We start from the raw sequence: 24,945 nt of genomic DNA on the forward strand, positions 1-24,945 counted from the left end.
TGAAATATTTTTTATAAGTATTTTTCATAACTTCGATAATCTACAAAATGCAGATCATGTTTGGGTATTCTTAAACTTTTATCTATCAAAAATCCGAAACATCATTTTGTACAATATGAGCTGTAATCTTTTAAAATAAAACCTAGTCTTAAAACAACATGGAATTATCAATCAAATTTTTAGAAAATAATGATATAGAAGATTTTCAAAAACTATTAAAAATTTTTGAAACAGTTTTTGAGTGGAAAAATTACAAGTTACCAACAGATGTCTACCTAACCAACATTTTAAAAAATGAAAATTTCAAAGTTATTGTGGCTATTAACAAAAACGAGATAATTGGTGGACTTACTGGATATATTTTGCATGCTTATGACATTCCAAAGCCTTCCTTTTACATCTATGATTTAGGAGTCAGCACCCGATTTCAAAATAAAGGAACTGGAAAAAAGTTGATTGAGTTTTTAAAAAAATATACTACCGAAAACAATTTTCAAGAAATATATGTAACAACAGAACAAGAAGACAATGAACAAGCAATCAATTTCTATAGGTCCACACCGATAAGTGGCGAATTAAAAGTTTTACAATTTAATTACCTTATTTGATAAAAAACTATTGCTAACATTGTATTAGTAAAACTTGGCGAAGAGTTAGAGTTAAAAATAGATTGCAATCATCGTTTCGGAAGAACTTCCACGAAAGGCTTCTGAAATAAAAAAAAGATTACATAAATGCTTGAGCAACAAACTATCACTCAGAAAATTCTTTTATACTATTGAATGAAATAAGACATGAACTTGAAATCTTGTCTGCGTAAAATAAAAGTAAATAGAATAAAAATTATTATAAAAAATGACACCAGATTTCAAATCAGCTATTTTGAGAGTAGTACCATATATTATTGTTTTAATTGTCTTGAAAATAGCTAGTCGTAACAAAAAAATAAATCAAGATAATTTTTTCTTGAAAAAGCCAGTAACGCCTACCCGATTCTTTTTCTGGTGGCTCGGTTTTTTACTTTACGTACTTGCAACTGAATTTGTGCTGTACAAATTTAATATTCTAGAAATAAAACCATGGAATCATAAGCCAGTTACAAGTATAGTTTTAATATTAGGCAGCGTAGTTTTAGCACCCTTATTAGAAGAATTACTTTTTAGAGGACTGTTACTACAAAGGTTATTAAATTTAAAACTTAAAAAATATTTCGCCATAATTATTCAGGCAATTGTATTTGTCTTGATGCATTCTTTTGCCTACGAAAATACATTGACATCTAACATAGGTATTGTTCAAACATTCATAGATGGCTGTCTGTTTGGAATAGCAAGAATGACAACAAAATCAATATACACCTCCGTTTCAATGCATGCAACAGGAAATCTGATTGCCGTATTAGAACGAATCTTAATAGCCTAAAATAAAAAAACATAAAATAAAAGGTCTATAATTAATAAAGAGATTGGCAAAAGGACAGTCCAGGTACTAAGTCCAAGGTTTGTCTTTTTTTGTTCCTTAAATACTGTAAGAATTATTTTTTTCAATAATTTAGGATTGATTCTGTTTCTACAAAGTCGAAACTTTCGTCTTCGATTTTCCAAGCCTTCATTATTCTACAGAACTATTAGCTTTGATTTTACAACGACAAACAATTTTGAATAACTGGCAACCTATTCAAAACGGACAAATAATGTTTAGCAAGCATAGAAAGAACTTTTGCACGTTTTTATCAAAAATACATAAACAAGTATTTTTATTACTTTTCAGGAGAATTTTATTTACTTAAAATAACTATTGGTTGTTGGCTTATTTAAGTTACCATCTCCAACTATTGATCAAGCACGGTAAGCTCTTTATCCAATCAAGAAATATTTCAAAAATCCCATAGGAGAACATTTTGATGAAAACGGATGACTCGTTCGTAAATATAAACTCAAAACATTATTACATTATGAGGCTAAGGCGCTTTCTAAGTTTCCTCTTGGAATCTTATTGATATGACGTGAAAAACAAAATACAATTAAAATAGATTGATTTCACATCTTAAGTAGCCATTACAAAAAAAACAAACTCCTTAATATATTGATATTAAGGAGTTTTTATGTGGCCCCACTTGGGCTCGAACCAAGGACTTGCTGATTATGAGTCAGCTACTCTAACCAACTGAGTTATAGGGCCTCAAAATTTGGTTAAATTTTGTGTGTGCAAAAATACTAATTTTTCTGTGCTACGCAAATTTTTTATGGCTTTTCTTGGCACAATTCTACCAACACACCATTTGTAGATTTGGGATGTAGGAAGACAACTAATTTATTATCAGCGCCATCCTTTGGTTCTTCTGATATAAATTGAAATCCTGCTTTTTTTAATCTTTCGATTTCGAAAAGGATGTCGTCAACACCAAATGCGATGTGATGAATGCCCTCGCCTTTCTTTTCAATGAACTTTGAAATGGGACTTTCTCCTTTGGAAGCTTCAAGAAGTTCGATTTTGGAGTCGCCAACTTGATAGAAGGATGTTACTACGCCTTCGCGTTCTACACTTTCTTGTTTGTAGGATTCTTTCCCCAATAGTTTTGAGAATAACTCGTCGGATAATCCTAAGGATTTGACTGCAATACCGAGATGTTCTATTTTCATATTTTAGATCTTATTATGTTTGCGTGAGGGCGAAGTGCATTGTTGGAGCTCGTTTTCTAAAAGCCTTGGCCGCGAAGCGAAGCCAAAGGGCGCTTTTGGAAAACAGCGACTGCACGTAGACCGACCTATCTGTTTTGTGGCTGCAAACCTCATAGGTTTTTGAAACCTATGAGGTTTGGCTTTGGAAAAACAACGGGGCACGCCCATATTATATCAAACAAAAGTATTAAATTTGCGGCATGAACGAAAGTAATAGACAAAGAAAAGTTGCGCAAATTATCCAAGAGGATTTTGCCGAGCTTTTTAGAAAACAATCTGCTGATAGTAACCAGAATTTTCTAATTAGCGTTAGCGATGTTAAAGTGACTGCTGACCTTAGTATTGCCAAAATATATCTGAGTATTTTCCCAGCGGAATTGCGTAACCCAATTATGAAAGAAATTGAGGAAAACAAAGCGCAATACCGCAACTTTATTGGTCAAAAGATGGGAAAACAGGTGCGTATTATTCCTAATTTGGCGTTTTATCTTGACACAAGTCTTGATGATGTTGAACGTATCGAAAAAGAATTAAAGGGCGAAGGCGACAATCCTATTCTGTAAGATTTGTGAGAAATAATCCGTTCTATATCGCGTCACGTTACATTACTGCCAAAAAAGGTAGTCATGCCGTAACTTTCATTACGTGGTTGGCAGCTTTCGCCATGATGATTGCTGTGGCATCTATGTTTGTGATTGTTTCGGTGTTTTCTGCTTTGGAAGACATCAATGGTGATTTGATTGCCAATCTGCACGCGGATCTCACTATTAAAAGCAAAAACGGAAAAACCCTTACCAATATCTCTGATATTAATAAGCTCTTGAAATCCGATACTAATGTCGACAGTTTTTCAAAAATGATTGAGGAGAAAGTCTACATTAACTATCGCGATAATGGCGAAATCGCTTATCTACGCGGTGTCGATTCTGCCTACACGCAGGTTAATCCCATCAACAAAACGGTGTTGTATGGCGCATATCCTAGTTTCGAATACTCCAACGAGGTATTGATGGAAAGTCAGCTGGACAATCGATTGGCGATTCCGGTTAACTCTTCTCAAGATTTTGCCAATATCTATATGCCAAAAGCTGGTAAAGGTATTATCCAACAAGAGGATGATATCTTTAATAGAAAGGAAATCTATGTTACCGGAATATTCCCAAGTAACGACCAACTTAACAACTACATTATTGCGCCAATTGAGCTTACTCAACAATTGTTGGGACTTCCAAAAAATTCGGCTTATCAAGTTGTTATTAAACTTAAAAACCCTCAGCTAGCAGATCAGGTTAAAGCAAGCTTATTGGCTCAACTAAAAAATAGCGTCGACATCAGCACAAAATCTGAAGAAAATGCTGCATTTTGGAAAATGATAAACACCGAAAAGTTAATGATTTATCTTATTTTTTCTTTGGTGATTTTCATTACGACATTCAACCTTGCTGGTGCGGTTATTATTCTGCAATTGGACAAAGCGCCACAAGCAAAAACCTTACGTTCATTAGGTTTTACGCAAAAAGACCTTAACACAACTTATTTTAACACAGGAATGTTGATTGTTACGATTGGCGTATTTTTAGGTTTAATAATAGGAACTATTCTGTGTTTCTTCCAGATTGAAACCAACTTCTTTATGGCTGGCGAAAATCTTCCTTTCCCTGTAAAGATTACACCAATCAATTATCTAGTTGTTTCGGTGGTAAGCTTATCATTTGGATTATTAATCGCATACATTTTTTCTAGAAAGTTAAAAAGCTAAATTTTAATCTTTATTTAATCATTAAGGATAAAATTAAGTATTAACTTTACAGCCCAATTTTATCTCGATATGAAAAAATTTTCTATTCTTTTAGGCTTGGCTATTTTTGGCTTCGCCTCTGCGCAAATCCCAAATGGGTATTACAACGGAACAGAAGGACTAACTGGTGCAGCATTAAAGACTAAACTTAGTCAAATTATTACTGCAAGCTATGTTGAACAAGTTTATGGAACAGGATCGACTGGATTATGGTTAGCATACAAAACAACTGACAGGGACTTATACTACGAGAAGGATAATACAATTCTTGATATGTATTCGGAAAACCCAGCACCGTCCGAACCTGGCACTAACAATGATCCATACAGCTACATTTTTGGTCAATCTAGTGTTGGTGGTAACCAGTGTGGAAGTGCTAACCAAAATAATGAAGGTTTTTGCTACAACAGAGAACACTCTTTACCTAAAAATTACTTTGGGGGACAGACTGCAACACCAATGTCTGTTGATGCCAACTTTATTATCCCAACGGATTATTATGTTAACTCGCAAAGACAAGATTACAACTATGGCGAAGTTGGTACTGCAACGAAAGTTTTTAAAAACGGAACAAAAATCGGAAACTGTGTAACACCTGGTTTTACAAAAACTGTATTTGAGCCTATTAACGAATTTAAAGGAGATTTTGCTAGAATGCACCTGTATTTCATTACAAGATACGAAAGCCAACTTCCATCATTCTACGCTCTTAACAAACCCGACAGCCCTTTTGATGGAAGCACTTACCAAGGTTTCAAAACTTGGTACATCCAGATGCTTTTGAGATGGGCAGCACAAGATCCAGTTTCTCAAAAAGAAATCGACAGAAATAATGCTGTCTATGCCTACCAAGGTAACAGAAACCCTTTCATCGATCATCCAGAATGGATTTCTGAGATTTGGAAAAGCAATATGTCAACTGACGATTTGGTATTCTCTAAAAACTACAAAATCTATCCTAACCCAGTTAAATCTGGTGGCGTAATTACCGTAGATGGTAAAAATCTAGACCAGTATCCAAAAGCTTGGATCTATAATATGGTAGGACAAAGAGTTATGGAAATTGACCAACCATTCAAAAATGGTAATACAATCCAACTTCAAAATTTACCAAAAGGTTTGTATATATTAAAGACAAAAGAATTAAATACGAAGTTCATCGTAGAATAGTTTAACTTTAAATAAAATCAAAAAAGGCATTCAATTAGTTTTGGATGCTTTTTTTGTGAATTTTAATATTTTTTTAATCTTGATTGCTTTTTTGGGGAAGTTCAAAATAAAATATCGACCAAAATCAACTTTAAAAATCGAATTTTAATTTTTATTAAACAAAACAACATCCGAGAATAAATACACGTAAATAATTGATTTTAAATCATTTAATTCAATATAAAACAAAGTGATTTTTGGAAATATTACATCAATATGAAGCTATTATTAATTTTAAAAAAATAATAAACAACTTTAAAATTAAAATGTATATTTACCGCCCAATTTTATTGAAAATGAAAAAAATCTCTATTTTATTAGGATTAACTGTATTCGGATTTGCATCGGCTCAAATCCCTGCCGGCTACTACAACGGAACAGATGGATTGTCTGGAGCAGCTCTTAAAACTAAACTTAGTACCATTATTGGTGCTGGATATGTAACGAAAAGTTACGACAATTTGTATAACGGTTATCCATCAACAGATACTGATAAGTATACAACTGCTGGTTTCGAAAATGATGGAACGGTTCTCGATATGTACTCTGAAAATCCAAATGGTGCTGACCCTTATAACTATAAACATGGTCAAAAAAAATGTGGCACTTATAAGTATGAAGGCGATTGCTACAACAGAGAGCATGTTGTTCCGCAAAGTATTTTCAGCGAAAAGTCACCAATGGTTTCTGACATGCACCACATTCGTCCAACAGATGGTAAAGTAAATGGTATGCGTAGTAACTATCCTTTTGGGAAAGTAGGAAATGCATCTTTCACTTCTCAAAACGGAACAAAAGTAGGATCAAGCGCGTCGCCAGGTTATTCGGGAACGGTTGCAGAACCAATTAACGAGTTCAAAGGGGATGTTGCAAGAATGATACTTTATTTTGCAACAAGATATGAGGATAAATTGTCAGGCTTCAACGCTAACCAAATTCTGGGAACTACAAAATTCCCTGGATTACAAACATGGGAACTTAACACACTCCTTTTGTGGAACGCGCAAGATCCAGTGTCTCAATTCGAAATTGATCGCAACAATGCTACTTATGCATATCAAAATAACAGAAACCCATATATCGACAATCCAGAATTTGTAACGAAAGTTTGGGGACTTTCTCCTCTAGCTGTGGAAGATGCAGGCTTTTCTAACAAATACAAAATCTATCCAAATCCTGTAAAAGCAGGTTCGTCGATTACTGTGCAAGGCAACGACCTTAAGCAATATGACAAAGCTTGGATATACAATATGGTCGGACAACGCGTTCAAGAGATTGACCAACCATTCCGAAATGGAAATACAATCCAAATTAACAATTTGCCAAAAGGAATCTATATCCTAAAAACTAAAGAATTAAATACAAAATTCGTTATTGAATAATTCCTTAGAAAATAAAATTTTGAAAGCATTCAGAATTTTCTGAATGCTTTTTTCATCACATTTTTAAACTATTGTTTAGTATTTCTGATTTGTTTTAAATATTTAACAAAAATATTACAAAGAAACATTTCCAAATATCACAAAACACTAACAACCTGCACTTTATAGTTAAAAAATAATGTTTATCTTTGATGCCCTTTCAAAAATAAATTCAAAATAAAGAATGAATACTAAAGGTCAAATTGTTGAAATCCTTGCAAGCTCGCCACTTTATAGCCAGCCAAAACCTGCATTCCAAAACAAGGAAGCAGAACTTAGTTGGGACGCTAACAATCCTAAATATTCTTTATTTGACGGAATATTAATTGGTGGTCATGACGGCATCGAACATTTTAAAATTGGACAAAGAAAAGGGGTTAACCAAATTGGCGGCGCAAAAGAATCGCTTTATGTCATCGCCATCGACAAAACTGAAAATAGAATATTGGCTGGAGCTGGACATAATCATCCAGGTTTATTTGCAAAAGTTTTTCAATTTTCAAAGTCTAATCTAAAATGGATTGACGAAGCTTTAACAACTTCGCCACTTAACATAAAAATTGAAAATACATCGAACAAAACTTTTCTGGATGCAAAACTCTACCAATTCGAGGACAATGTTTTCTTGGAGTTTTCACAACCAATAGAAAAAGCAATCTTCAACCAGTCGGTTTCTATTTTCAATAACAATCAAATTATCGCAACAATACAACAAGCTTAAAAATAAGAATCAAGTTTATGAAACTAAAGTTATCATTTTTAGCGTCATTATTTGCTCTAGCAGTAAATGCGCAATCGGCACCTGCCTATTACAATCAAGTTGATTTTAAATTAGCTGGTAACGACATGAAAAATCAGTTATCAACGCTAATCACCAGCACTCACAAAACAACAATCTCTTATGCTCAACTTCAGGAGTTGCTTAAGGTAAGTGATGTTGACAAAGACGTTGCTGGCAATCTATTATTAATCTACGGATCTCAAGCTTCTGGGACTCATCAAAGAAGTAGAAGCATCAATGGTTCTTGGAACAGAGAGCACGTATATGCAAAGTCAAAAGGTACACCCAACCTAGGAACTTCGGGTCCTGGTGCTGATGGTCACCACCTAAGACCAGCTGACGTTTCGCTTAACAGTTCTAGAGGAAATCTATCTTTCGATGATGGAACAGGTGCAATGGCGCAAAAAACCAGTCGTGGCGGTTGGTTCCCAGGAGACGAGTGGAAAGGTGATGTTGCAAGAATCCTTATGTATATGTACGTACATTACAAAAACCAATGTAAGCCACTTAACATTACTGAAGGTCCTAGCACTTATTCTCCTGACTTCCCAGACATTTTGTTAAAATGGAACATCGAAGATCCTGTTTCTGATTTCGAAATCCAACGTAACAACATCGTTGCTAACAAACAAGGTAACAGAAATCCATTTATCGACAACCCTTATTTAGCGACCGTTATTTGGGGAGGTCCTAATGCACAAAACACTTGGCCAGATTCTTTCAACGGTGGAACATCAACCGACACAGAAGCGCCAACTGCTCCAACAAATTTGGCTTACAACAATGTTACAGCAACGACAGCTAACTTATCATGGACAGCTTCTACAGATAATGTAGCGGTAACAAGTTATGATGTATACATGAACAACGCGTTCAAACAAAACGCAACTTCTACTAACATCAATATTGTTGGTCTAGCACCAGAAACAAATTATTCTTTCTATGTTAAAGCGAAAGATGCTGCAGGAAATGTTTCACCAGAAAGTAATACAATCAACTTTACAACACCTAAAGGAAGTGGTGATGGCGACGGAGGCAACACTGGAGCAACTTGTGGTACCGAAAACTTCGACAATATCCCAGTTCCTAGCCAACCACCGGCATCAGCTTACTCATTCCGTGAGTGGTCAACTAATGGTGTAATGTATGAAGCTGACAAAGCAAGAACAGACAAACAAATCTACATCGATGGTGATACTAACAAAGCTATCTGTATTAAAGTTGGTGGTGCAGATGCAGGATATCTAAAAGCTACTGGAATTACAGGTGGTATTGGAAGTCTTTCTGTAAAAACTTATTTACCATTTGCAGATAAAGGTGGCGAATTAGACGTTTTGGTTAATGGTGTTAAAGTAGGAACAATTCCTTTCTCTGCAAGCAAGAAAACTTACACAATTAACAACATCAACATCGAGGGTAATGTAGAAATCGTTATCACAGATACTAATTTAACTTACTACAACCGTGTATCTCTAGATAACTTATCTTGGACTTGCTATTCTAAAATGGCTACAGACGAAGTGAAAAACGCTGACAACAAAATCAAAGTTTATCCTAGTCCTGTTAAAAACCAAGAGATTTTTGTTGATGGTATCAAAACAACGGACAATGTAGAAATCTACAACCTTAATGGTCAAAAAGTTCAAAGCTTTAATCAAGTTAAAAACAAGCAAAAACTTAACTTGAACAAATTACCAAAAGGAATCTACATTCTAAAAACATCAACTTCTTCTACGAAGTTCATCGTTGAATAATATTCCAAAAATCATATGAAAGACCGAAGTTTTCTTCGGTCTTTTTTTATAACTTTACTCTATGGAACAAGCGCACAACTTCGGACTTTTAGGAAAAAACATCTCCTACTCTTTTTCAAAAAAATATTTTGAAGAGAAATTCAAGAAACTATTTTTACAAAATCATAGCTATAATTTTTTTGATGTTCAAGATTTGGATAACATCAAGGATTTATTTAATTCAGAAAATTTAAAAGGTTTTAATGTTACCATTCCTTATAAGGAAGCGATTATTCCTTTTCTTGATGAATTAAGTGAAGAAGCCGAAAAAATTGGTGCGGTTAACTGTGTCAAAATTATTGATGACAAAAAGATTGGTTTTAACACCGATGCTTTTGGTTTTGAAAAAAGTCTTTTGATTCATAAAAAGCCACATCATACCAAAGCTTTAATTCTTGGTGATGGCGGCGCTGCAAAAGCGGTTAAATATATTCTTGAAAAACATGGCATCAATTTCCAAAGTGTTTCTAGAAAATCCGAATTAAATTTTGACAATTTAGATTCTAAAACGGTTGCTGAGCATTTTTTAATCATACAATGTACGCCAGTTGGGACTTTTCCGAATGTTGAAGATTGCCTTAACTTCCCTTTCGAGGCTTTAACCAAGCAACATTACATTATTGATTTAATCTACAACCCTAACGAAACAGCTTTTATCAAAAAAACCAGAAATCAAGGTGCCATGACACTTAATGGCTATTATATGTTGGAGCAACAAGCTGAAAAAGCTTGGAGCATTTGGACAAAAGCGCTTTAATTTTCTTTAGTTTTAATAAAAAAAATTTAAAAGTTGGCTATTTCAATAAAAAAAAATTAATTTAGTACGATAAAAAGTTCTTATTCTAATAAAAAGTTGGGCTATGATAACAGAGACTGGAAATCCTGAAAATGAAGAAAACAAAGTACCTTTAGACGAATCTCCAAAAGATTCTGCACAAGCTTCTCAAACTGACGATTTCGATTATGAAGCAGAAATTGAAGCTTTGCCAGAAGAAAACCCTATAGAATCTATGTCTTTGGACGAAATTCTGGACGAGTTGGAGAAAATTGTCAACATGAAAGATGCTGGTTCGCATTCCAGAAAATTCCAACAACTTAGAGATGCTGCCAATCTTCACATCCAAGAAGAGATTGAAGAAAAAAAACATCAATATGTTGAAGAAGCTAATGACGAAGCCAACTTCAGTTATCAACATCCCAAGACATCTCGCCTTAACGCTTTAACGCATATCTATAAGGAAAAAATGGACGACTTTCATAAAAAACAGGAAGAAGAACATTCTAAAAACTTAACAGAACGTCACGAGATTATCGAAAGATTAAAAAACCTTTATAGCAATTCTGAAGCTGGCACCAACCTTTTCAAAGCGATTCGTGAGATTAAGGAAGCTTGGTCTAATGCAGGACAAGTTGCAAAATCAGAATTCAAAAATCTTAACAACAATTATTTCCATCATCTTAAAATGTTTAATGAGATGTTGGATCTTAATAAAGAATACCTCGAGCAAGAATATAGCCACAATCTTGAGCGTAGACAGCACATCATCGACAGAGCAAAAGAGCTTCTAGATGAGCCTTTGGTGCAAAAAGCACTCAACGAACTGCAATATCTTCACAAGCTTTGGAAAGAAGAAGCAGAACCTGTTGCCGAAGAATTCCGTGAGAAAACTTGGGAAGAATTCAAAGATATTTCTCAAAAAATCCACGAAAGAAAATCTGAACTTTTTGCTAATCTTGAAAAAGAACAAGAAGCAAATCTTGCAAAGAAAACTGCAATTATTGAAGAATTAAAAAAACTGGCTGCACCAAGCCAAAATGTTAATCACAATTATTGGCAAAATGCAATAAAAACAGTAGAAAACTTAAGATTAGAATTTTTAAAAATTGGAAGTGTTCCAAGAAAAGTTTCTAACCAAACTTGGACAGATTTCAAACAAAATCTACGCGCTTTTAACACAGCAAAAAATAGTTTTTACAAAAATCTAAAAGATTCTCAAATCAAAAATCTTGAAGCTAAATTATCTTTGATAAAAACAGCACAAGACAATATGTTGTCGGAAGATTGGGAAACAATTGTTCCGCTTTTCAAAAAGCTGCAAGAAGACTGGAAGCACATTGGTCATGTACCAAGGTCGCAAGCCAACAAAGTTTGGGACGAATTCCGTGAAGCTTGTAACACGTTTTTCAAAAATTTCCGTGACAAGAACAACGCTGCAACGGATAACTGGAAAGATAATTTCAAAAACAAACGTGCTTTATTGGATGAGTTAAAAACCATTAGCAACGAAGAAGGCAGCATCGAAAGAATTGAGCAAATCAAAAACCAATGGAATGCAATTGGTAAAGTTCCGAAAGATAAATTAGGCATCAATACAGAGTTTAACAAAACTTTACGTGAAAAACTTAAGCTCAACAAAATCAACGAATTCGACCTTAACGAAGAAAATCTAACGGAAAATCAGTTAACCGATAAAGCTCGAAAAATCAAAAATCAAATTGCTGATTTGGAAGCTGAAGTTGTTAAACTTGAAAATAATATTTCATTCTTTAGCAATGCATCAAGAGAAAATCCTTTGTTGAAAGATTCATTCCAAAAGCTTGATGACAAAAAAGAGCAATTGGAAAGCTTGAAGCAAACACTTCACAACATTATTGCAAGCAACGATAACTAATATTTTGATTATGTTGAGAAAATTATCATTCCTCTTAATTATGGTTTTTGCGATTGGACAACTATCTGCGCAGGACACAGCGACGGTAGAAGGTCGTAACGTTACGGACTACATTTCTGTTCCAGGACCGTTCAAAGTTGGAGATTCTGAATATTTTCTTTATTGGAGCAAAAAAAATTCGCCGACTTGGTTTCAACAGAAATACTTAAGAAGCGATGATGACTACGACAAATATCAAGAGTTAATCAACATTTCTTATTTTGATAAAGAAATCGATATCGATGATGCTGTTAAGAAAAAAGTAGATAATATCACAAAAAGAAAAACGGACCTTAACGATACTTATTCTTTTATCGACGTTATCGAAAGTCCCGATGGCAACGAGTTGATTGTAGATTATGCTGTAACTATTGTTCCGAAAGAAGGCACTGGAGAAGCTTATACAGAATATAATATCGACCGTTTTCGTCCAACAAAAAATGGCGACCAAAAAGGTCTTTTAATCTTTTCTTATTCGAGAAGATTTTATGATTCTGACTTCCGAGGGACTTCAAAATACATTAATAAAAAAAGAAGTCAAATGCTAGATGCCGTTATCACAGCGCAAATGCCAACGATAAAGATTTTAGCTAAATAAATTCAACCTCAATAAAATTTTTAAAACACTTAACTTTGCTTAAGTGTTTTTTATTAATATGACCGACAAAGATTATCTTCAACGCTGTATTCATTTAGCAGAAAAAGCTATTGGCAAAACCTATCCCAATCCTATGGTTGGTGCAGTTATTGTCCACAACGACAGAATTATTGGTGAAGGATTCCACAAAAAAGCAGGCGAGCCACATGCCGAAATCAACGCTATTAATTCTGTAAAACCTGAAGACTTAGCACTTTTAAAAGAATCGACAATTTACGTTTCTTTGGAACCTTGCGCCCATTTTGGGAAAACGCCGCCTTGCGCTTTGAAGATAAGAGAAATTGGTTTCAAAAAAGTTGTAATCGGCGTTATCGACAGCCACGATAAAGTGAGCGGAAAAGGTGTCAAAATAATAGAAGATGCTGGTATTTCTGTAGAATCAGGAATTCTTGAGCACGAAAGTTTAGCACTCAATAAAAGATTCTTCACATTTCATCAAAAGAAAAGACCATATATTATTCTAAAATGGGCAGAATCCGCTGATGGATTTATGGATAAAAACTTCCAGCCAACCCAAATCAGCAATAGTCTTTGCAAGCAATTCGTTCATAAAATGAGAAGCGAAGAACACGCAATTTTAGTTGGAAAAAACACCGCTTTGCACGACAATCCAAGTTTGACAACGCGAGAAATTACAGGACGAAATCCAATTAGGATTTTAATCGATTTTAAATTAGAAGTTCCCGAAGATTTCGCCATCTATAACCAAGAAGTTGAAACTTTGGTTTTTAACTCAGTTAAAAATGAAGTCAAAAAAAATATTCAGTTTATCAAAATTGAAAAAGAAAATTTCATTCACAATTTAATGGAAAAACTATATGAGCTGAACATTCAATCGGTTTTGGTAGAAGGTGGAAGTTTTACGTTGCAACAATTTATTGATGCTAATATTTGGGATGAAGCTTTTGTTTTTAAAAATCCTGATTTAAAATTAGAAAACGGAACCAAAGCTCCAAATTTAGATTTTAAAGTTTCTAACGCATCCGAAATCCGTAACAATATTGTCGAACATTACATTAACCCCGAAAATCCTTTTATTTAAGAATGTTCGAATACCAAAGTATAGAAAAAGCAGTTGAAGATGTTTTAATAAAAGAAAAAGGAAGCAAGTTTATTGGATTTGCTTATCCTGTTGTTTCGGAAGAGGAAGTAAAATCTTGCTTGCAAAAACTCTATGAAGAACATCCAAAAGCAACGCATCACTGTTACGCATTTCGATTGGGACTTTCTGGCGAAAATTATCGTGCAAACGACGATGGCGAACCAAGTGGAAGTGCTGGTTTGCCTATCTACAATCAACTTCTTGCGCATCAACTAACCAACATTCTAGTAGTTGTCATTCGTTATTATGGTGGAACAAAATTAGGCGTTTCTGGCTTGGTTAAAACATACAAAGAAACTGCGAAATTCACTTTAGAATCGGCAAAAATCATCACCAAAGAATTGGAAAGTGATTTGAAGCTAAGTTTTAAATTCAGTCAACAGAATGTTATTTTTTCTTTGTTAAATAAGAACGGTGCGCAAATCCTAAACTTCGACGCACAACAAATTTGTACCATCGATGCCCGAATCAAAACAGCCCAAAAAGAAAGCATCTCCAACCAATTGTCAGAGATGCTTCTAGATTTTGAAATCGTTGATTTATAATTTTTAGCTTCGACGACCTCCAAAGAGCATCGACGCCCAATATAATAGCTGACCAAGCGAGCCAATTGCAGCGACAACATAAGTTCTTGCTGCCCATCTTAGACTGTCCTCTACCCCAACATATTCTTCTTGGGTAACAGTTCCAGATGATTTTAGCCACTTCATTGCGCGATTGCTCGCATCATATTCTACAGGCAAAGTCACGAAAGCAAACAAGGTTGTTACCGCAAAAAGTGCAACACCAATTCCTAAAATCCAAGTGTTACCTTGTGGATTATCCATTGTTCTTGAGGCAAACATCACCGCAATACCTGCCATAATTACAAATTGTGATAAGGTTGAGCTGATGTTAACCATCGGCACCAATTTCGACCTTAGTTGCAACATCGAATAACCAACCGCGTGTTGAACCGCGTGTCCAACTTCGTGTGCCGCAACCGCTGCCGCTGCCGCATTTCTCTGCATGTAAACGCCCTCTGAAAGATTAACAGTTTTATCAGCAGGATTGTAATGGTCCGTCAATTGCCCAGGAACAGAAATTACCTGCACATCATTGATACCATTATCTCGCAACATTTTTTCGGCGACTTCTTTCCCCGACATTCCGTTCCTCAAATGCACATGAGAATAATACTCAAATTTTGATTTCAATCGGTTCGATACTATCCAACTGGCGAGCATCGTAAGACCGATAATTAAGTAATAACTTGACATTTTTATATAATTTACATAACTTTTACTTCCTCAAAATTTGAGTAAAAAGTATGCCAAAGTATTGTAACAACTGCCATTTGCGCTTATATTTGTTTAATATTGAAAATTATGTCACACATCACCATAAAAAAGGTTGAAAACAAAAAGGACTTGTCAGATTTCGTGCAATTTCCAAACGATTTGTACCGCAACAATCCTAACTATGTACCGCCTTTGACCAACGACGAACTTAACAATTGGAATCCTAAAGAAAATCCTGCTTTAGAATATGCAGATGCGCACCAGTTTTTAGCTTTTAAAAATGATAAAATTGTCGGTAGAATCGCGTTGATGATTAACCATAAAGAAGAAAAAGATTTAGGTGTTAAAAAAGTAAGATTCGGTTGGTTAGATTTTATTGATGACCAAGAGGTTTCTAAAGCTTTGATAGATGAAGCTATTAAATATGCTAAAGCCAACAACATCACAAAAATCGAAGGTCCAATGGGCATTACCAACCTTGACAAAGCTGGGATGCTAACTTTAGGTTTCGACAGACTTGCGACGATGATTGGCATCTATAACGAAGCTTATTACCCAAAACACTTAGAAAATCTTGGACTTGTTAAAGAAAAAGAGTGGGTAGAATTTGAGATTGTTTTTCCAGAGGTTTTGCCAGAAAAAGTGGTTAAGTTCAATGATTTGATTAAAGAGAAATACAAACTAAAAGTTTTAGAATTTAATTCAAAAAAAGAAATTCTTCCTCTGGTGGAACCCATGTTCAAACTCTTGGATGAAACCTACAAAGGATTGTCGACTTACACTCCAATTACAAACGAACAAATCAAACATTACAAAGAAAAATATTTTGGCTTTATCGATAAAGATTACATCATTTGTATAGAAGACGAAAACCATAATCTGGTATCATTTGCGATTACAATGCCCTCTTATTCTCGCGCACTACAAAAAGCCAACGGAAAACTTTTACCATTTGGTTGGTGGCATTTGCTAAAGGCTGGAAAGAAAAATGACCGCGCCAATTTTTACCTTATCGGCATCCATCCAGAATACCAAAGACGTGGTGTAACAGCGATTATCTTTAAAGAAATCTATGATACTTTTAAAAAGAAAGGTGTCAAATATCTGGAGACGAATCCGGAATTGGAAGAGAACAAAAACATCCAACTTCTTTGGCAAGATTACAATCCAATTAATCATAAAAGAAGACGCACCTACAGCAAGGAAGTTTAAAATTTAAGCAAATGTTTAATTTTTTAGTTATCGAAAATCCGAATTAAAATGAAGAACCAAATTATCATATACGCAATTCTTATCGTCATATTTTTAGCATTCAACTTTATTAAGCCAATAAAAGACGCTAGAACTAACGACCTGATTAACATTGTATTCGCAAGTTTTTTATTTCTTTATATCGCTTACATCGCATTTGTTATATTGAAAAAAATGGGCAACAAAAAGTAAGAATTCAGTTATTTGTAATTATTCTAAATTAGCTTTTTTTAGGCAATCTCAAAAGACTTAGAGCCTAGGATTTTTCTGTTATTCAATCATAATTTTGTACTTTTGCAGGTGCATAAATTAGGTACAATAATGAATTTACCAGAAAATTATATTCCGATACTCATCCAAGCTGCTGTAGGCCTTGGATTTGTGATAGTTTCTTTACTAGGTGCTCACTTTTTAGGACCGAAAGTAAAAAGTGAAGTCAAAGACCAAAGTTGGGAGTGTGGTGTGGAAAGTGTCGGTAATGCGAGAACGCCGTTTTCGGTTAAATATTTCCTAACCGCTATTCTATTTGTTTTATTCGATATCGAAATCGTATTCTTCTACCCTTACGCTGTTAACTTCCGCGAGTTGGGTGTGGAAGGCTTTTTAGCTATAGTAACTTTTGTATCCATCTTTTTCCTTGGTTTCTTTTATGTTCTTAAAAGAGGCGCTTTGGATTGGGATAAATAACAATAATGATGAATTATTAATGATGAATTTTGAATTTCAATTCTTAAAATAATTGGACTTTTAAAAATTTAAAATCTATAATTCAAAATCTAAAATTTAAAAAAATGTCAGATAATAAACCAGTCGTTAACATGAACAATCCTGCTCCTGCTGGTTATGAAGGAGAAGGTTTTTTTGCGACAAAATTAAGTAGCGTTATTGGTCTTGCTAGAAGTTATTCGCTTTGGCCTTTACCATTTGCAACATCTTGTTGTGGTATCGAGTTCATGGCAACCCTTAACCCAACTTACGATGCTGCGAGATTCGGTATGGAGCGTAACTCGTTCTCACCTAGACAAGCAGATATGTTGATGGTTTGTGGAACTATTTCTAAAAAATTAGGACCAGTACTTAAGCAAGTATACTCGCAGATGGCAGAACCAAAATGGGTTGTTGCTGTTGGTGCTTGTGCTTCTAGTGGTGGTATTTTTGACACTTATTCTGTACTTCAGGGTATTGACAAGATTATCCCAGTTGACGTATACGTTCCGGGATGTCCTCCAAGACCAGAACAAATTATCGAAGGGGTAATGCAAGTCCAAGAACTGGCGCAAACTGAAAGTCTTAGAAGAAGAGACTTACCAGAATATAAGGCTTTGTTAGACTCTTACGGAATTAAATAAATCAGGAAACAATGACAAACGAATTTGTACTAGAAGCTTTAACAAGAGAATTTCCTGATTCTATCCTTGCATCATCTGAGCCTTATGGTATGTTAACCATCGAAGTTAAAAAAGATGACGCGAAAAAGATTATTCATTATCTAAGAGATTCTTCTTTAGAATTTAATTTTTTAACAGATATCTGTGGTATTCATTATCCTGAAACTCCAGACAAAGAAATTGGTGTTATCTACCACTTGCACAATATGATGGCAAATTTCAGATTGCGTCTTAAAGCTTTTATGCCAAGACAAAATGCTGAAATTGATTCTTTAACAGAATTGTATGCTGGTGCAAATTGGATGGAGCGCGAAACTTACGATTTCTATGGTATCAATTTTAAAGGGCATCCAGACTTAAGACCAATTCTTAATATGGACGATCTTGGTTACCACCCAATGTTAAAAGAATATCGACTAGAAGACGGAACCAGAACGGATAAGAACGACAGCATGTTCGGAAGATAATATAGCTCATGGCATTTGGCTTATAGCTTATGGCATTTTAAAGTCCAAGCTAATCGCTAAAAGCAAACCGCTAAAAGCATTACTATTATGAAAGACAACGAATTATCAAACATACTTAACCAATACGAGTCAAAAGAACAGATTGACGGGCAACTATACACCCTCAACCTTGGACCAACCCACCCTGCAACACATGGTATTTTCCAAAATGTGTTGACCATGGATGGCGAGCGTATTCTTCATGCTGAACAAACAGTGGGATATATCCACAGAGCTTTTGAAAAAATCTCTGAAAGAAGAAACTTCGCTCAGATTACCACGCTTACTGACCGTATGAACTACTGTTCTGCACCAATCAACAATATGGGTTGGCACATGACAGTGGAAAAGCTAATTGGTGTAGAAACGCCAAAACGCGTTGATTATATGCGCGTTATCCTAATGGAGTTAGCAAGAATTGGTGACCACCTAATTTGTAACGGCGTTACAGGTATGGATGCAGGAGCCATTACTGGACTTACCTATATGTTCATCGAGAGAGAGCGTATTTATGATATGTATGAGCAAATTTGTGGTGCTCGTATGACAACCAACATGGGAAGAATTGGCGGTTTCGAAAGAGATCTTTCTCCAAAATTCCATGAGTTGTTAAAAGATTTCCTTAAAACTTTCCCACCAAGATTCCAAGAGTTCTGTAATCTATTAGAGAGAAACAGAATCTTTATGGACAGAACCATTGGTGTTGGAGGTATTTCTGCAGAACGTGCTTTAAGTTATGGTTTCACAGGACCTAACCTAAGAGCTGCAGGTGTTGACTACGATGTTCGTGTAGCACAACCTTATTCATCTTACCAAGATTTTGATTTCGATATTCCAATTGGTACTGCTGGTGACACTTATGACCGTTTCATGGTACGTCAGCAAGAAGTTTGGGAATCGATTAAAATTATAAAACAAGCTTACGAAAATTTACCAGAAGGACCTTTCCATGCAGACGTTCCAGATTTCTATTTACCAGAAAAACCAGACGTTTACACAAAAATGGAAGCTTTAATCTACCATTTCAAAATTGTAATGGGAGAAACTGAAGTGCCTCGTGGTGAAGTTTATCACGCTGTAGAAGGTGGAAATGGAGAGTTAGGTTTTTATCTAGTAAGCGACGGCGGAAGAAGTCCATACAGATTGCATTTCCGTAGACCTTGCTTTATTTATTATCAGGCTTATCCAGAAATGATTACAGGATCTGTAATCTCTGATGCGATTGTAACGATGTGTAGCATGAATGTGATTGCAGGCGAGCTAGACGCGTAAAAAATTATAGATTTTGGATTAGAAATTTTAAATTATAATTCAAAATCATTTTTATAAAATAAATTTTAGAATTCAAAATCTAAAATTCAAAATTTAAAATTTAAAAAAGTGAGCGAAACTATTGCTTTTAAACCTGAAACTTTAGAACAGGTTAATAAAATTATCGCTAGATATCCAGAAGGTCGTCAGAAGTCGGCACTTATTCCTGTTTTGCATCTTGCTCAAAAGGAATTTGGGGGTTGGTTAGACGTACCAGTTATGGATTACGTTGCACAAGTACTTAGCATCACACCAATTGAGGTATATGAAGTGGCGACATTCTACACGATGTTCAACATGAAGCCAGTTGGTAAGTATGTTTTGGAAGTTTGTAGAACAGGACCTTGTATGGTAAGAGGTAGTGAAAAAATCCTAGACCACATTCGTACAACTTTAAACATTAAAGATGGCGAAACAACAGCTGATGGATTGTTCACACTAAAACCAGCTGAGTGTCTTGGTGCTTGTGGTTATGCGCCAATGCTACAACTTGGTAAGTTTTATCACGAAAATTTAACCATTGAAAAAGTTGACGAAATCTTGGAGCTTTGCAGACAAGGTCAAGTTGATTTGGGTTAATAAAGTTTAAAAAGATTTGATTTTTTTTGAATTGAATCAAACCTAGGTAATTAATATTAAAATGCAAAAAGCAGATACACAGAGCTTATCGAAGTGTAAAAGCTAATTGCAATAAGCAAATAAAAATGAGTAAAAAACTTTTACTTAAAGACGCCCACGTAGAAGGCATTAGATATTTCGATGTGTATCGAAAGCAAGGTGGCTATGAGGCTGTTGAAAAAGCTTTGAAAATGACAACCGATGAAGTTTTGGAAGAGGTTAAAACTTCTGGACTTCGTGGTCGTGGTGGCGCAGGTTTCCCTACAGGTATGAAGTGGAGTTTCTTAGCGAAACCAGAAGGTATCCCGAGACACTTGGTAGTAAATGCCGATGAGTCGGAGCCTGGTACTTTCAAGGATAGATATTTGATGGAGTACATTCCGCATCTTTTGATTGAAGGAATGATTATCGCATCTTATACTTTGGGAGCTAATACTTCTTACATCTACATCCGTGGCGAATATTCGTGGATTCCAGACATCCTAGAAGAAGCGATTGACGAAGCTAAAAAGGCTGGTTTCTTAGGTAAAAATATCTTGGGAACTGGTTTCGATTTAGAAATATATGTTCAACGTGGTGCTGGTGCTTATATCTGTGGAGAAGAAACAGCTTTACTAGAATCTCTTGAAGGTAAAAGAGGAAATCCTCGTCTTAAACCACCTTTCCCAGCTGTTAAAGGACTTTGGGAAAGACCAACCGTGGTTAACAATGTAGAAACAATTGCGGCAGTTGTGCCGATTATCAATATTACTGGTGCCGAATATGCCAAAATTGGTGTTGGACGCTCAACGGGAACTAAATTAATTTCGGCTTGTGGTAACATCAACAAACCAGGCGTTTACGAAATTGACATGACAATTTCTGTGGAGGAGTTTATCTACTCTGACGAATATTGTGGTGGAATCCCGAATGGTAAAAGATTAAAAGCGTGTATTCCTGGAGGTTCTTCGGTTCCGATTTTGCCAGCGAATTTACTTTTAAAAACCATTAATGGTGAACCGCGTTTGATGAACTACGAATCTCTTGCAGATGGTGGTTTCGCAACAGGAACAATGATGGGTTCTGGAGGTTTCGAAGTTTTGGATGAAGATCAATGCGTTGTAGAACATACAATGACCTTGGCTAGATTCTACAACCACGAAAGCTGCGGACAATGTACGCCTTGCCGTGAAGGTACAGGATGGATGTACAAAATCTTAAAGAAAATCAATTCTGGAAAAGGAACTTTGGCAGACATCGACCTACTTTGGGATATCCAAAGAAAAATCGAAGGTAACACCATTTGTCCATTAGGAGATGCAGCGGCTTGGCCTGTTGCAGCAGCAATTCGTCATTTCCGTGATGAGTTCGAATGGCATGTTAACAATCCAGAATTATGTTTAACTCAAAATTACGGCCTGGCAAATTATGCCGACCCAATACCTGTAGCTGCAGAAAACTAAAATGAAAAAACTTGTTGTTGTAGGACTTATGATGTCGAGCTTTGTCTTTGGACAGGCTGAAAAAGATTCTTTAAACGTAGAAAACAATTTTGTACTAGCTAAAGATGTTGTTAAAAAACCTGAACCTTTGTCAAAAAAAGGACAAATGTTTGTGTTTTTTGGGTGGAACAGAGGTGCGTTTACAAACTCTGATATTCACTTTTCGGGAAATGGTTACGACTTCCAACTTAATAATGTTGTAGCACATGATAGACCAACGAAGTTTGGTATGGTGTATTTTGATCCAAGCTGGTTCACTGTAGTACAATACAATGTCAGAATCGGATATTTCATCAAAGATGATTTGGCGCTTGTATTAGGGATTGACCACATGAAGTATGTGATGGACCAAAACCAAACGGTAGCATTTTCGGGACATATCTCGGATCCAAAATATGCTGCAATGGTACAAAATGGACAAGTTAATTTAGCTGATGAGGAGTTTTTGACTTTTGAGCATACGGATGGACTTAACTATGAAAACTTAGGTCTCGAAAAATACAAAAGTTTAATTAATAAAGATAAAGTAGACCTTGTTTGGTCTTACGGATTAGGAGCTGGATTTATGTTTCCAAAAAGTAATGTGAAATTATTCGGTAACGAGAGAAGTGACCGTTTCCACGTTGCGGGACTTGGTACAGATGCCAGAACCAGTCTTAACTTGGTGCTTTATAATCACGTAATGGTAAGACTAGAAGCAAAAGCTGGTTACATCAATATGTGGGACATCAAGACAACATTAAATAATAAACCAGACAAAGCGCGACAAGATTTTGTTTTCGGACAAATACTGGCTGGAATTGGTTATACATTTAATACTAAAAAACAGAAGTAAGAAGATGAAGAAAGCATTAATCGTTTTATCAATGTTATTTGGTGCTTTAACCTTTGCACAAGATGTCAAGATAAAAAAAGGTGATCTTTTGATTGACGAAAAGCCTGTAGCGAAGGTTAGCGATAAAGATTGGTTTTATGACTTTAGTACATTAGATGGCAATTTAATGTTTACGGTTAAAAAAAGAGGTGGTGAAACACCTGACCAAAAGGCTTGGCTGGAATTTAAAGGAGCCAATGGTAACATACAAGAAGTTGATTTTGACCCTAAGTCTAATACAATGAGTGTTGGAAAAACGATGGCAAAAAATGCGATGGTTTTAAGTCTTATTAATGCAAATGGAATTGACCAAGAGAAAGTAAAAGAGTTCTTCCAAACTCAAGATCTTAAATTCTCTGGAGCAAACGCTGAAGCGGAAAAAGCTTTAGCTGATGAAAATTCTAAAGAAGATTTAATTGCTACTGAAAATAAATTAGCAATTGACAAAAATGGTAGTATTCTCTGGAGAAAAGATGAAAAAATTGGATCTATCGAGAAAGTGCAAAAGAGCAACGGCATGGCTACTAAAAATTATGAATTCATAGTATATGATAATAATAAAAAGCAAATTGCCAACCTTGCGTATACTGATTTGAGAAGTGAAAATGCTAAAAATGGAGGTTTGTTTATACAGACTTTTGATGGAAAGAAATTAGCGTTTGATCTTTCTTTAATAAAGTTTGGCACAAGCAATTCACTATCAATTAACTTGGATGATGCAGCAAATAGAATAGTAAAAAAACTATTTGCAAACGGATATTTTAAAAACGATTAATACTAAATGCTAAGCCATTTAGAGGAAATATAAATAAATAACGCTTTAACTAATATGAGCGAAGAAATTAAAAAATTCAAAGTAACCATCGATGGACAGACAACCGAAGTCTTGCCTGGTACTTCTATTTTGGAAGCTGCTAGACAAATCGGTGGCAAATCTGTTCCGCCTGCGATGTGTTACTATAGCAAATTGGAAACTAGTGGTGGTCGTTGCAGAACTTGTTTGGTAGAAGTGTCAAAAGGTTCTGAAGCAGATCCTCGTCCAATGCCAAAATTGGTCGCTAGTTGTAGAACTGGTGTTATGGACGGTATGGAGGTTAAAAATTTAACTTCAGAAAAAGCACAAGAAGGTCGCAAAGCGGTTACCGAATTTTTGCTAATCAACCATCCTTTGGACTGCCCTATTTGTGACCAAGCTGGAGAATGTCATCTTCAAGATTTGGGCTACGAGCACGGTGTTGAAGGAACAAGAACAGAGTTCGAAAGAAATACTTATGATGCTGATGACATCGGTCCTTATATTAAATTAAATATGAACCGTTGTATCCTTTGTGCAAGATGTGTCTTGGCTGCTAATCAGTTGACTGAAAAGCGTGAGCATGGTATTTTGTTCAGAGGAGATCACGCAGAGATTTCGACTTATCTTAACAAAGCTTTGGACAATGACTTTATCGGAAACGTTATCGATGTTTGTCCAGTTGGTGCTTTAACAGACAGAACGGCGCGTTTTGCAAGTAGAGTTTGGTTCACTAAGCCAGTTAACGCAACTTGTAAGTGTGACAAATGTAGTGGTAAAGCAGTATTGTGGATGAAGGGTGATGAGATTATCCGTGTTACAGCGAGAAAAGATCAGTACGACGAAGTACAAGATTGGATTTGTAACGAATGTCGTTTCGAAAGAAAAGATCCTAAATATTGGAGCATCGAAGGTCCTAGACATATCGACAGACATTCTGTAATCTCCCTTAACCATTACGAAAAGCCAAAAGACTATTACAGACAATTGGATAATCCTGATGCTAAAGAGATTGCAAAAAAAGACGAAGAGAATATCGAAAATAAATAATTTGAAAATTAGATAATTTGAGGTTTCGTCAACGAATTTTATTCAGAAACGAATTTCAAATTTCAAATCAAAAATATGGAACTATTAACTTTTAAACTAATATTAGTCCTAGCTTTATTCTTGCTAGCACTTACGGTAGCAGCCTACTCGACTTGGGCAGAGCGTAAAGTGGCAGCAATTATGCAAGACCGTATTGGACCTAACCGTGCGGGACCTTTTGGACTTTTACAACCTTTGGC

The 24,945-nt window shown here is 35.3% G+C and carries 26 protein-coding genes and 1 tRNA gene; 24 read left to right on the forward strand and 3 right to left on the reverse strand.

Going from position 1 to position 24,945, the window contains the following annotated elements; all coding sequences use genetic code 11:
* Window positions 1-158 precede the first annotated feature (158 nt).
* Both Q1V95_RS12750 and Q1V95_RS12755 read left to right on the forward strand, forming a co-directional pair.
* Window positions 159-608 (forward strand): GNAT family N-acetyltransferase, encoded by a 450-nt coding sequence (locus Q1V95_RS12750; protein ID WP_300674614.1) that lies wholly within the window; start codon window positions 159-161, stop codon window positions 606-608.
* Between the two features lie 247 nt (window positions 609-855).
* Complete coding sequence (locus tag Q1V95_RS12755) at window positions 856-1,422, forward strand: CPBP family intramembrane glutamic endopeptidase (RefSeq protein ID WP_300674617.1); 567 nt, start codon at window positions 856-858, stop codon at window positions 1,420-1,422.
* 685 nt (window positions 1,423-2,107) lie between these two features.
* Here the strand turns inward: Q1V95_RS12755 and Q1V95_RS12760 are convergent.
* Window positions 2,108-2,181 (reverse strand) — tRNA-Ile (locus Q1V95_RS12760).
* Between the two features lie 62 nt (window positions 2,182-2,243).
* Window positions 2,244-2,642: a methylmalonyl-CoA epimerase gene (mce, locus tag Q1V95_RS12765; protein WP_300674619.1), complete on the reverse strand. Its 399-nt coding sequence runs from the start codon at window positions 2,640-2,642 to the stop codon at window positions 2,244-2,246.
* Between the two features lie 239 nt (window positions 2,643-2,881).
* Here mce and rbfA point away from each other — a divergent pair, with 239 nt between their 5' ends.
* From rbfA to Q1V95_RS12820, 11 genes are all read left to right on the forward strand, one after another.
* The gene (rbfA, locus tag Q1V95_RS12770; RefSeq protein ID WP_300674621.1) at window positions 2,882-3,244 is read left to right on the forward strand and encodes a 30S ribosome-binding factor RbfA; all 363 of its coding nucleotides are present in this window, start codon (window positions 2,882-2,884) and stop codon (window positions 3,242-3,244) included.
* A 5-nt stretch (window positions 3,245-3,249) separates the two neighbouring features.
* Window positions 3,250-4,440 carry an ABC transporter permease gene (locus Q1V95_RS12775; RefSeq protein ID WP_300674624.1) on the forward strand — a complete coding sequence of 397 codons (1,191 nt, stop codon included), beginning with the start codon at window positions 3,250-3,252 and terminating at the stop codon, window positions 4,438-4,440.
* A gap of 69 nt (window positions 4,441-4,509) precedes the next feature.
* Entirely contained in the window at window positions 4,510-5,649 is a 1,140-nt protein-coding gene (locus Q1V95_RS12780) for an endonuclease (RefSeq protein WP_300674627.1), read from the forward strand.
* Between the two features lie 335 nt (window positions 5,650-5,984).
* Window positions 5,985-7,070, forward strand: a complete 1,086-nt coding sequence (locus Q1V95_RS12785) for an endonuclease (RefSeq protein WP_300674630.1) — start codon at window positions 5,985-5,987, stop codon at window positions 7,068-7,070.
* 223 nt (window positions 7,071-7,293) lie between these two features.
* A complete protein-coding gene (locus tag Q1V95_RS12790) occupies window positions 7,294-7,830 on the forward strand; it encodes a tRNA methyl transferase PRC-barrel domain-containing protein (RefSeq protein WP_300674632.1) in 537 nt (178 codons plus the stop codon).
* A 17-nt stretch (window positions 7,831-7,847) separates the two neighbouring features.
* Entirely contained in the window at window positions 7,848-9,644 is a 1,797-nt protein-coding gene (locus tag Q1V95_RS12795; RefSeq protein ID WP_300674635.1) for an endonuclease, read from the forward strand.
* 61 nt (window positions 9,645-9,705) lie between these two features.
* Window positions 9,706-10,440, forward strand: a complete 735-nt coding sequence (aroE, locus tag Q1V95_RS12800; RefSeq protein WP_300674637.1) for a shikimate dehydrogenase — start codon at window positions 9,706-9,708, stop codon at window positions 10,438-10,440.
* A 103-nt stretch (window positions 10,441-10,543) separates the two neighbouring features.
* Window positions 10,544-12,355, forward strand: coding sequence for a DUF349 domain-containing protein (locus Q1V95_RS12805; protein WP_300674640.1), 1,812 nt, complete (start codon window positions 10,544-10,546; stop codon window positions 12,353-12,355).
* Window positions 12,356-12,365: 10 nt separating this feature from the next.
* On the forward strand, window positions 12,366-12,992 hold the full coding sequence (locus tag Q1V95_RS12810; RefSeq protein ID WP_300674642.1) for a hypothetical protein: 627 nt from the start codon (window positions 12,366-12,368) through the stop codon (window positions 12,990-12,992).
* Between the two features lie 58 nt (window positions 12,993-13,050).
* On the forward strand, window positions 13,051-14,094 hold the full coding sequence (gene ribD / locus Q1V95_RS12815; protein ID WP_300674645.1) for a bifunctional diaminohydroxyphosphoribosylaminopyrimidine deaminase/5-amino-6-(5-phosphoribosylamino)uracil reductase RibD: 1,044 nt from the start codon (window positions 13,051-13,053) through the stop codon (window positions 14,092-14,094).
* A 2-nt stretch (window positions 14,095-14,096) separates the two neighbouring features.
* Complete coding sequence (locus tag Q1V95_RS12820; protein ID WP_300674646.1) at window positions 14,097-14,699, forward strand: YigZ family protein; 603 nt, start codon at window positions 14,097-14,099, stop codon at window positions 14,697-14,699.
* A 3-nt stretch (window positions 14,700-14,702) separates the two neighbouring features.
* On the opposite strand, the gene Q1V95_RS12825 is transcribed toward Q1V95_RS12820, so the two are convergent.
* Window positions 14,703-15,413: a zinc metallopeptidase gene (locus Q1V95_RS12825; RefSeq protein WP_300674648.1), complete on the reverse strand. Its 711-nt coding sequence runs from the start codon at window positions 15,411-15,413 to the stop codon at window positions 14,703-14,705.
* Between the two features lie 108 nt (window positions 15,414-15,521).
* Between Q1V95_RS12825 and Q1V95_RS12830 the strand changes: the two genes are divergently transcribed.
* The 11 genes from Q1V95_RS12830 to Q1V95_RS12885 form a co-directional block, all read left to right on the forward strand.
* Window positions 15,522-16,646 carry a GNAT family N-acetyltransferase gene (locus tag Q1V95_RS12830; RefSeq protein ID WP_300674651.1) on the forward strand — a complete coding sequence of 375 codons (1,125 nt, stop codon included), beginning with the start codon at window positions 15,522-15,524 and terminating at the stop codon, window positions 16,644-16,646.
* A gap of 360 nt (window positions 16,647-17,006) precedes the next feature.
* Entirely contained in the window at window positions 17,007-17,372 is a 366-nt protein-coding gene (locus Q1V95_RS12840; RefSeq protein WP_079666894.1) for an NADH-quinone oxidoreductase subunit A, read from the forward strand.
* Window positions 17,373-17,476: 104 nt separating this feature from the next.
* Window positions 17,477-18,034 carry an NADH-quinone oxidoreductase subunit B gene (locus Q1V95_RS12845; protein WP_300674658.1) on the forward strand — a complete coding sequence of 186 codons (558 nt, stop codon included), beginning with the start codon at window positions 17,477-17,479 and terminating at the stop codon, window positions 18,032-18,034.
* A gap of 11 nt (window positions 18,035-18,045) precedes the next feature.
* Entirely contained in the window at window positions 18,046-18,540 is a 495-nt protein-coding gene (locus Q1V95_RS12850; RefSeq protein ID WP_300674660.1) for an NADH-quinone oxidoreductase subunit C, read from the forward strand.
* An 87-nt stretch (window positions 18,541-18,627) separates the two neighbouring features.
* A complete protein-coding gene (nuoD, locus tag Q1V95_RS12855; protein ID WP_300674663.1) occupies window positions 18,628-19,851 on the forward strand; it encodes an NADH dehydrogenase (quinone) subunit D in 1,224 nt (407 codons plus the stop codon).
* A 108-nt stretch (window positions 19,852-19,959) separates the two neighbouring features.
* Window positions 19,960-20,469, forward strand: a complete 510-nt coding sequence (locus Q1V95_RS12860; RefSeq protein WP_300674665.1) for an NAD(P)H-dependent oxidoreductase subunit E — start codon at window positions 19,960-19,962, stop codon at window positions 20,467-20,469.
* 125 nt (window positions 20,470-20,594) lie between these two features.
* Entirely contained in the window at window positions 20,595-21,950 is a 1,356-nt protein-coding gene (gene nuoF, locus Q1V95_RS12865) for an NADH-quinone oxidoreductase subunit NuoF (protein WP_300674668.1), read from the forward strand.
* Between the two features lies 1 nt (window position 21,951).
* Window positions 21,952-22,824, forward strand: coding sequence for a hypothetical protein (locus Q1V95_RS12870; RefSeq protein WP_300674671.1), 873 nt, complete (start codon window positions 21,952-21,954; stop codon window positions 22,822-22,824).
* 4 nt (window positions 22,825-22,828) lie between these two features.
* Entirely contained in the window at window positions 22,829-23,638 is an 810-nt protein-coding gene (locus Q1V95_RS12875) for a hypothetical protein (protein WP_300674674.1), read from the forward strand.
* A gap of 54 nt (window positions 23,639-23,692) precedes the next feature.
* On the forward strand, window positions 23,693-24,706 hold the full coding sequence (locus tag Q1V95_RS12880; RefSeq protein ID WP_300674677.1) for a 2Fe-2S iron-sulfur cluster-binding protein: 1,014 nt from the start codon (window positions 23,693-23,695) through the stop codon (window positions 24,704-24,706).
* A 75-nt stretch (window positions 24,707-24,781) separates the two neighbouring features.
* On the forward strand, window positions 24,782-24,945 hold a 164-nt coding region (locus Q1V95_RS12885), incomplete at its 3' end, for an NADH-quinone oxidoreductase subunit H (RefSeq protein ID WP_300674680.1).

This window comes from Soonwooa sp. (assembly GCF_030151385.1).
Taxonomy (GTDB): Bacteria; Bacteroidota; Bacteroidia; order Flavobacteriales; family Weeksellaceae; genus Soonwooa.

What these genes read in the sequence shown, in the direction of transcription:
- Q1V95_RS12820 (WP_300674646.1), top strand. Translation starts at nt 14,097, where the DNA reads ATGTTCGAATACCAAAGTATAGAAAAAGCAGTTGAAGATGTTTTAATA.
- Q1V95_RS12850 (WP_300674660.1), top strand. Translation starts at nt 18,046, where the DNA reads ATGACAAACGAATTTGTACTAGAAGCTTTAACAAGAGAATTTCCTGAT.
- aroE (WP_300674637.1), top strand. Translation starts at nt 9,706, where the DNA reads ATGGAACAAGCGCACAACTTCGGACTTTTAGGAAAAAACATCTCCTAC.
- Q1V95_RS12810 (WP_300674642.1), top strand. Translation starts at nt 12,366, where the DNA reads ATGTTGAGAAAATTATCATTCCTCTTAATTATGGTTTTTGCGATTGGA.
- Q1V95_RS12830 (WP_300674651.1), top strand. Translation starts at nt 15,522, where the DNA reads ATGTCACACATCACCATAAAAAAGGTTGAAAACAAAAAGGACTTGTCA.
- Q1V95_RS12785 (WP_300674630.1), top strand. Translation starts at nt 5,985, where the DNA reads ATGAAAAAAATCTCTATTTTATTAGGATTAACTGTATTCGGATTTGCA.
- nuoF (WP_300674668.1), top strand. Translation starts at nt 20,595, where the DNA reads ATGAGTAAAAAACTTTTACTTAAAGACGCCCACGTAGAAGGCATTAGA.
- Q1V95_RS12795 (WP_300674635.1), top strand. Translation starts at nt 7,848, where the DNA reads ATGAAACTAAAGTTATCATTTTTAGCGTCATTATTTGCTCTAGCAGTA.
- Q1V95_RS12750 (WP_300674614.1), top strand. Translation starts at nt 159, where the DNA reads ATGGAATTATCAATCAAATTTTTAGAAAATAATGATATAGAAGATTTT.
- ribD (WP_300674645.1), top strand. Translation starts at nt 13,051, where the DNA reads ATGACCGACAAAGATTATCTTCAACGCTGTATTCATTTAGCAGAAAAA.
- Q1V95_RS12840 (WP_079666894.1), top strand. Translation starts at nt 17,007, where the DNA reads ATGAATTTACCAGAAAATTATATTCCGATACTCATCCAAGCTGCTGTA.
- Q1V95_RS12845 (WP_300674658.1), top strand. Translation starts at nt 17,477, where the DNA reads ATGTCAGATAATAAACCAGTCGTTAACATGAACAATCCTGCTCCTGCT.
- Q1V95_RS12825 (WP_300674648.1), bottom strand. Translation starts at nt 15,413, where the DNA reads ATGTCAAGTTATTACTTAATTATCGGTCTTACGATGCTCGCCAGTTGG.
- nuoD (WP_300674663.1), top strand. Translation starts at nt 18,628, where the DNA reads ATGAAAGACAACGAATTATCAAACATACTTAACCAATACGAGTCAAAA.
- Q1V95_RS12790 (WP_300674632.1), top strand. Translation starts at nt 7,294, where the DNA reads ATGAATACTAAAGGTCAAATTGTTGAAATCCTTGCAAGCTCGCCACTT.
- Q1V95_RS12875 (WP_300674674.1), top strand. Translation starts at nt 22,829, where the DNA reads ATGAAGAAAGCATTAATCGTTTTATCAATGTTATTTGGTGCTTTAACC.
- Q1V95_RS12880 (WP_300674677.1), top strand. Translation starts at nt 23,693, where the DNA reads ATGAGCGAAGAAATTAAAAAATTCAAAGTAACCATCGATGGACAGACA.
- Q1V95_RS12755 (WP_300674617.1), top strand. Translation starts at nt 856, where the DNA reads ATGACACCAGATTTCAAATCAGCTATTTTGAGAGTAGTACCATATATT.
- mce (WP_300674619.1), bottom strand. Translation starts at nt 2,642, where the DNA reads ATGAAAATAGAACATCTCGGTATTGCAGTCAAATCCTTAGGATTATCC.
- rbfA (WP_300674621.1), top strand. Translation starts at nt 2,882, where the DNA reads ATGAACGAAAGTAATAGACAAAGAAAAGTTGCGCAAATTATCCAAGAG.
- Q1V95_RS12805 (WP_300674640.1), top strand. Translation starts at nt 10,544, where the DNA reads ATGATAACAGAGACTGGAAATCCTGAAAATGAAGAAAACAAAGTACCT.
- Q1V95_RS12780 (WP_300674627.1), top strand. Translation starts at nt 4,510, where the DNA reads ATGAAAAAATTTTCTATTCTTTTAGGCTTGGCTATTTTTGGCTTCGCC.
- Q1V95_RS12870 (WP_300674671.1), top strand. Translation starts at nt 21,952, where the DNA reads ATGAAAAAACTTGTTGTTGTAGGACTTATGATGTCGAGCTTTGTCTTT.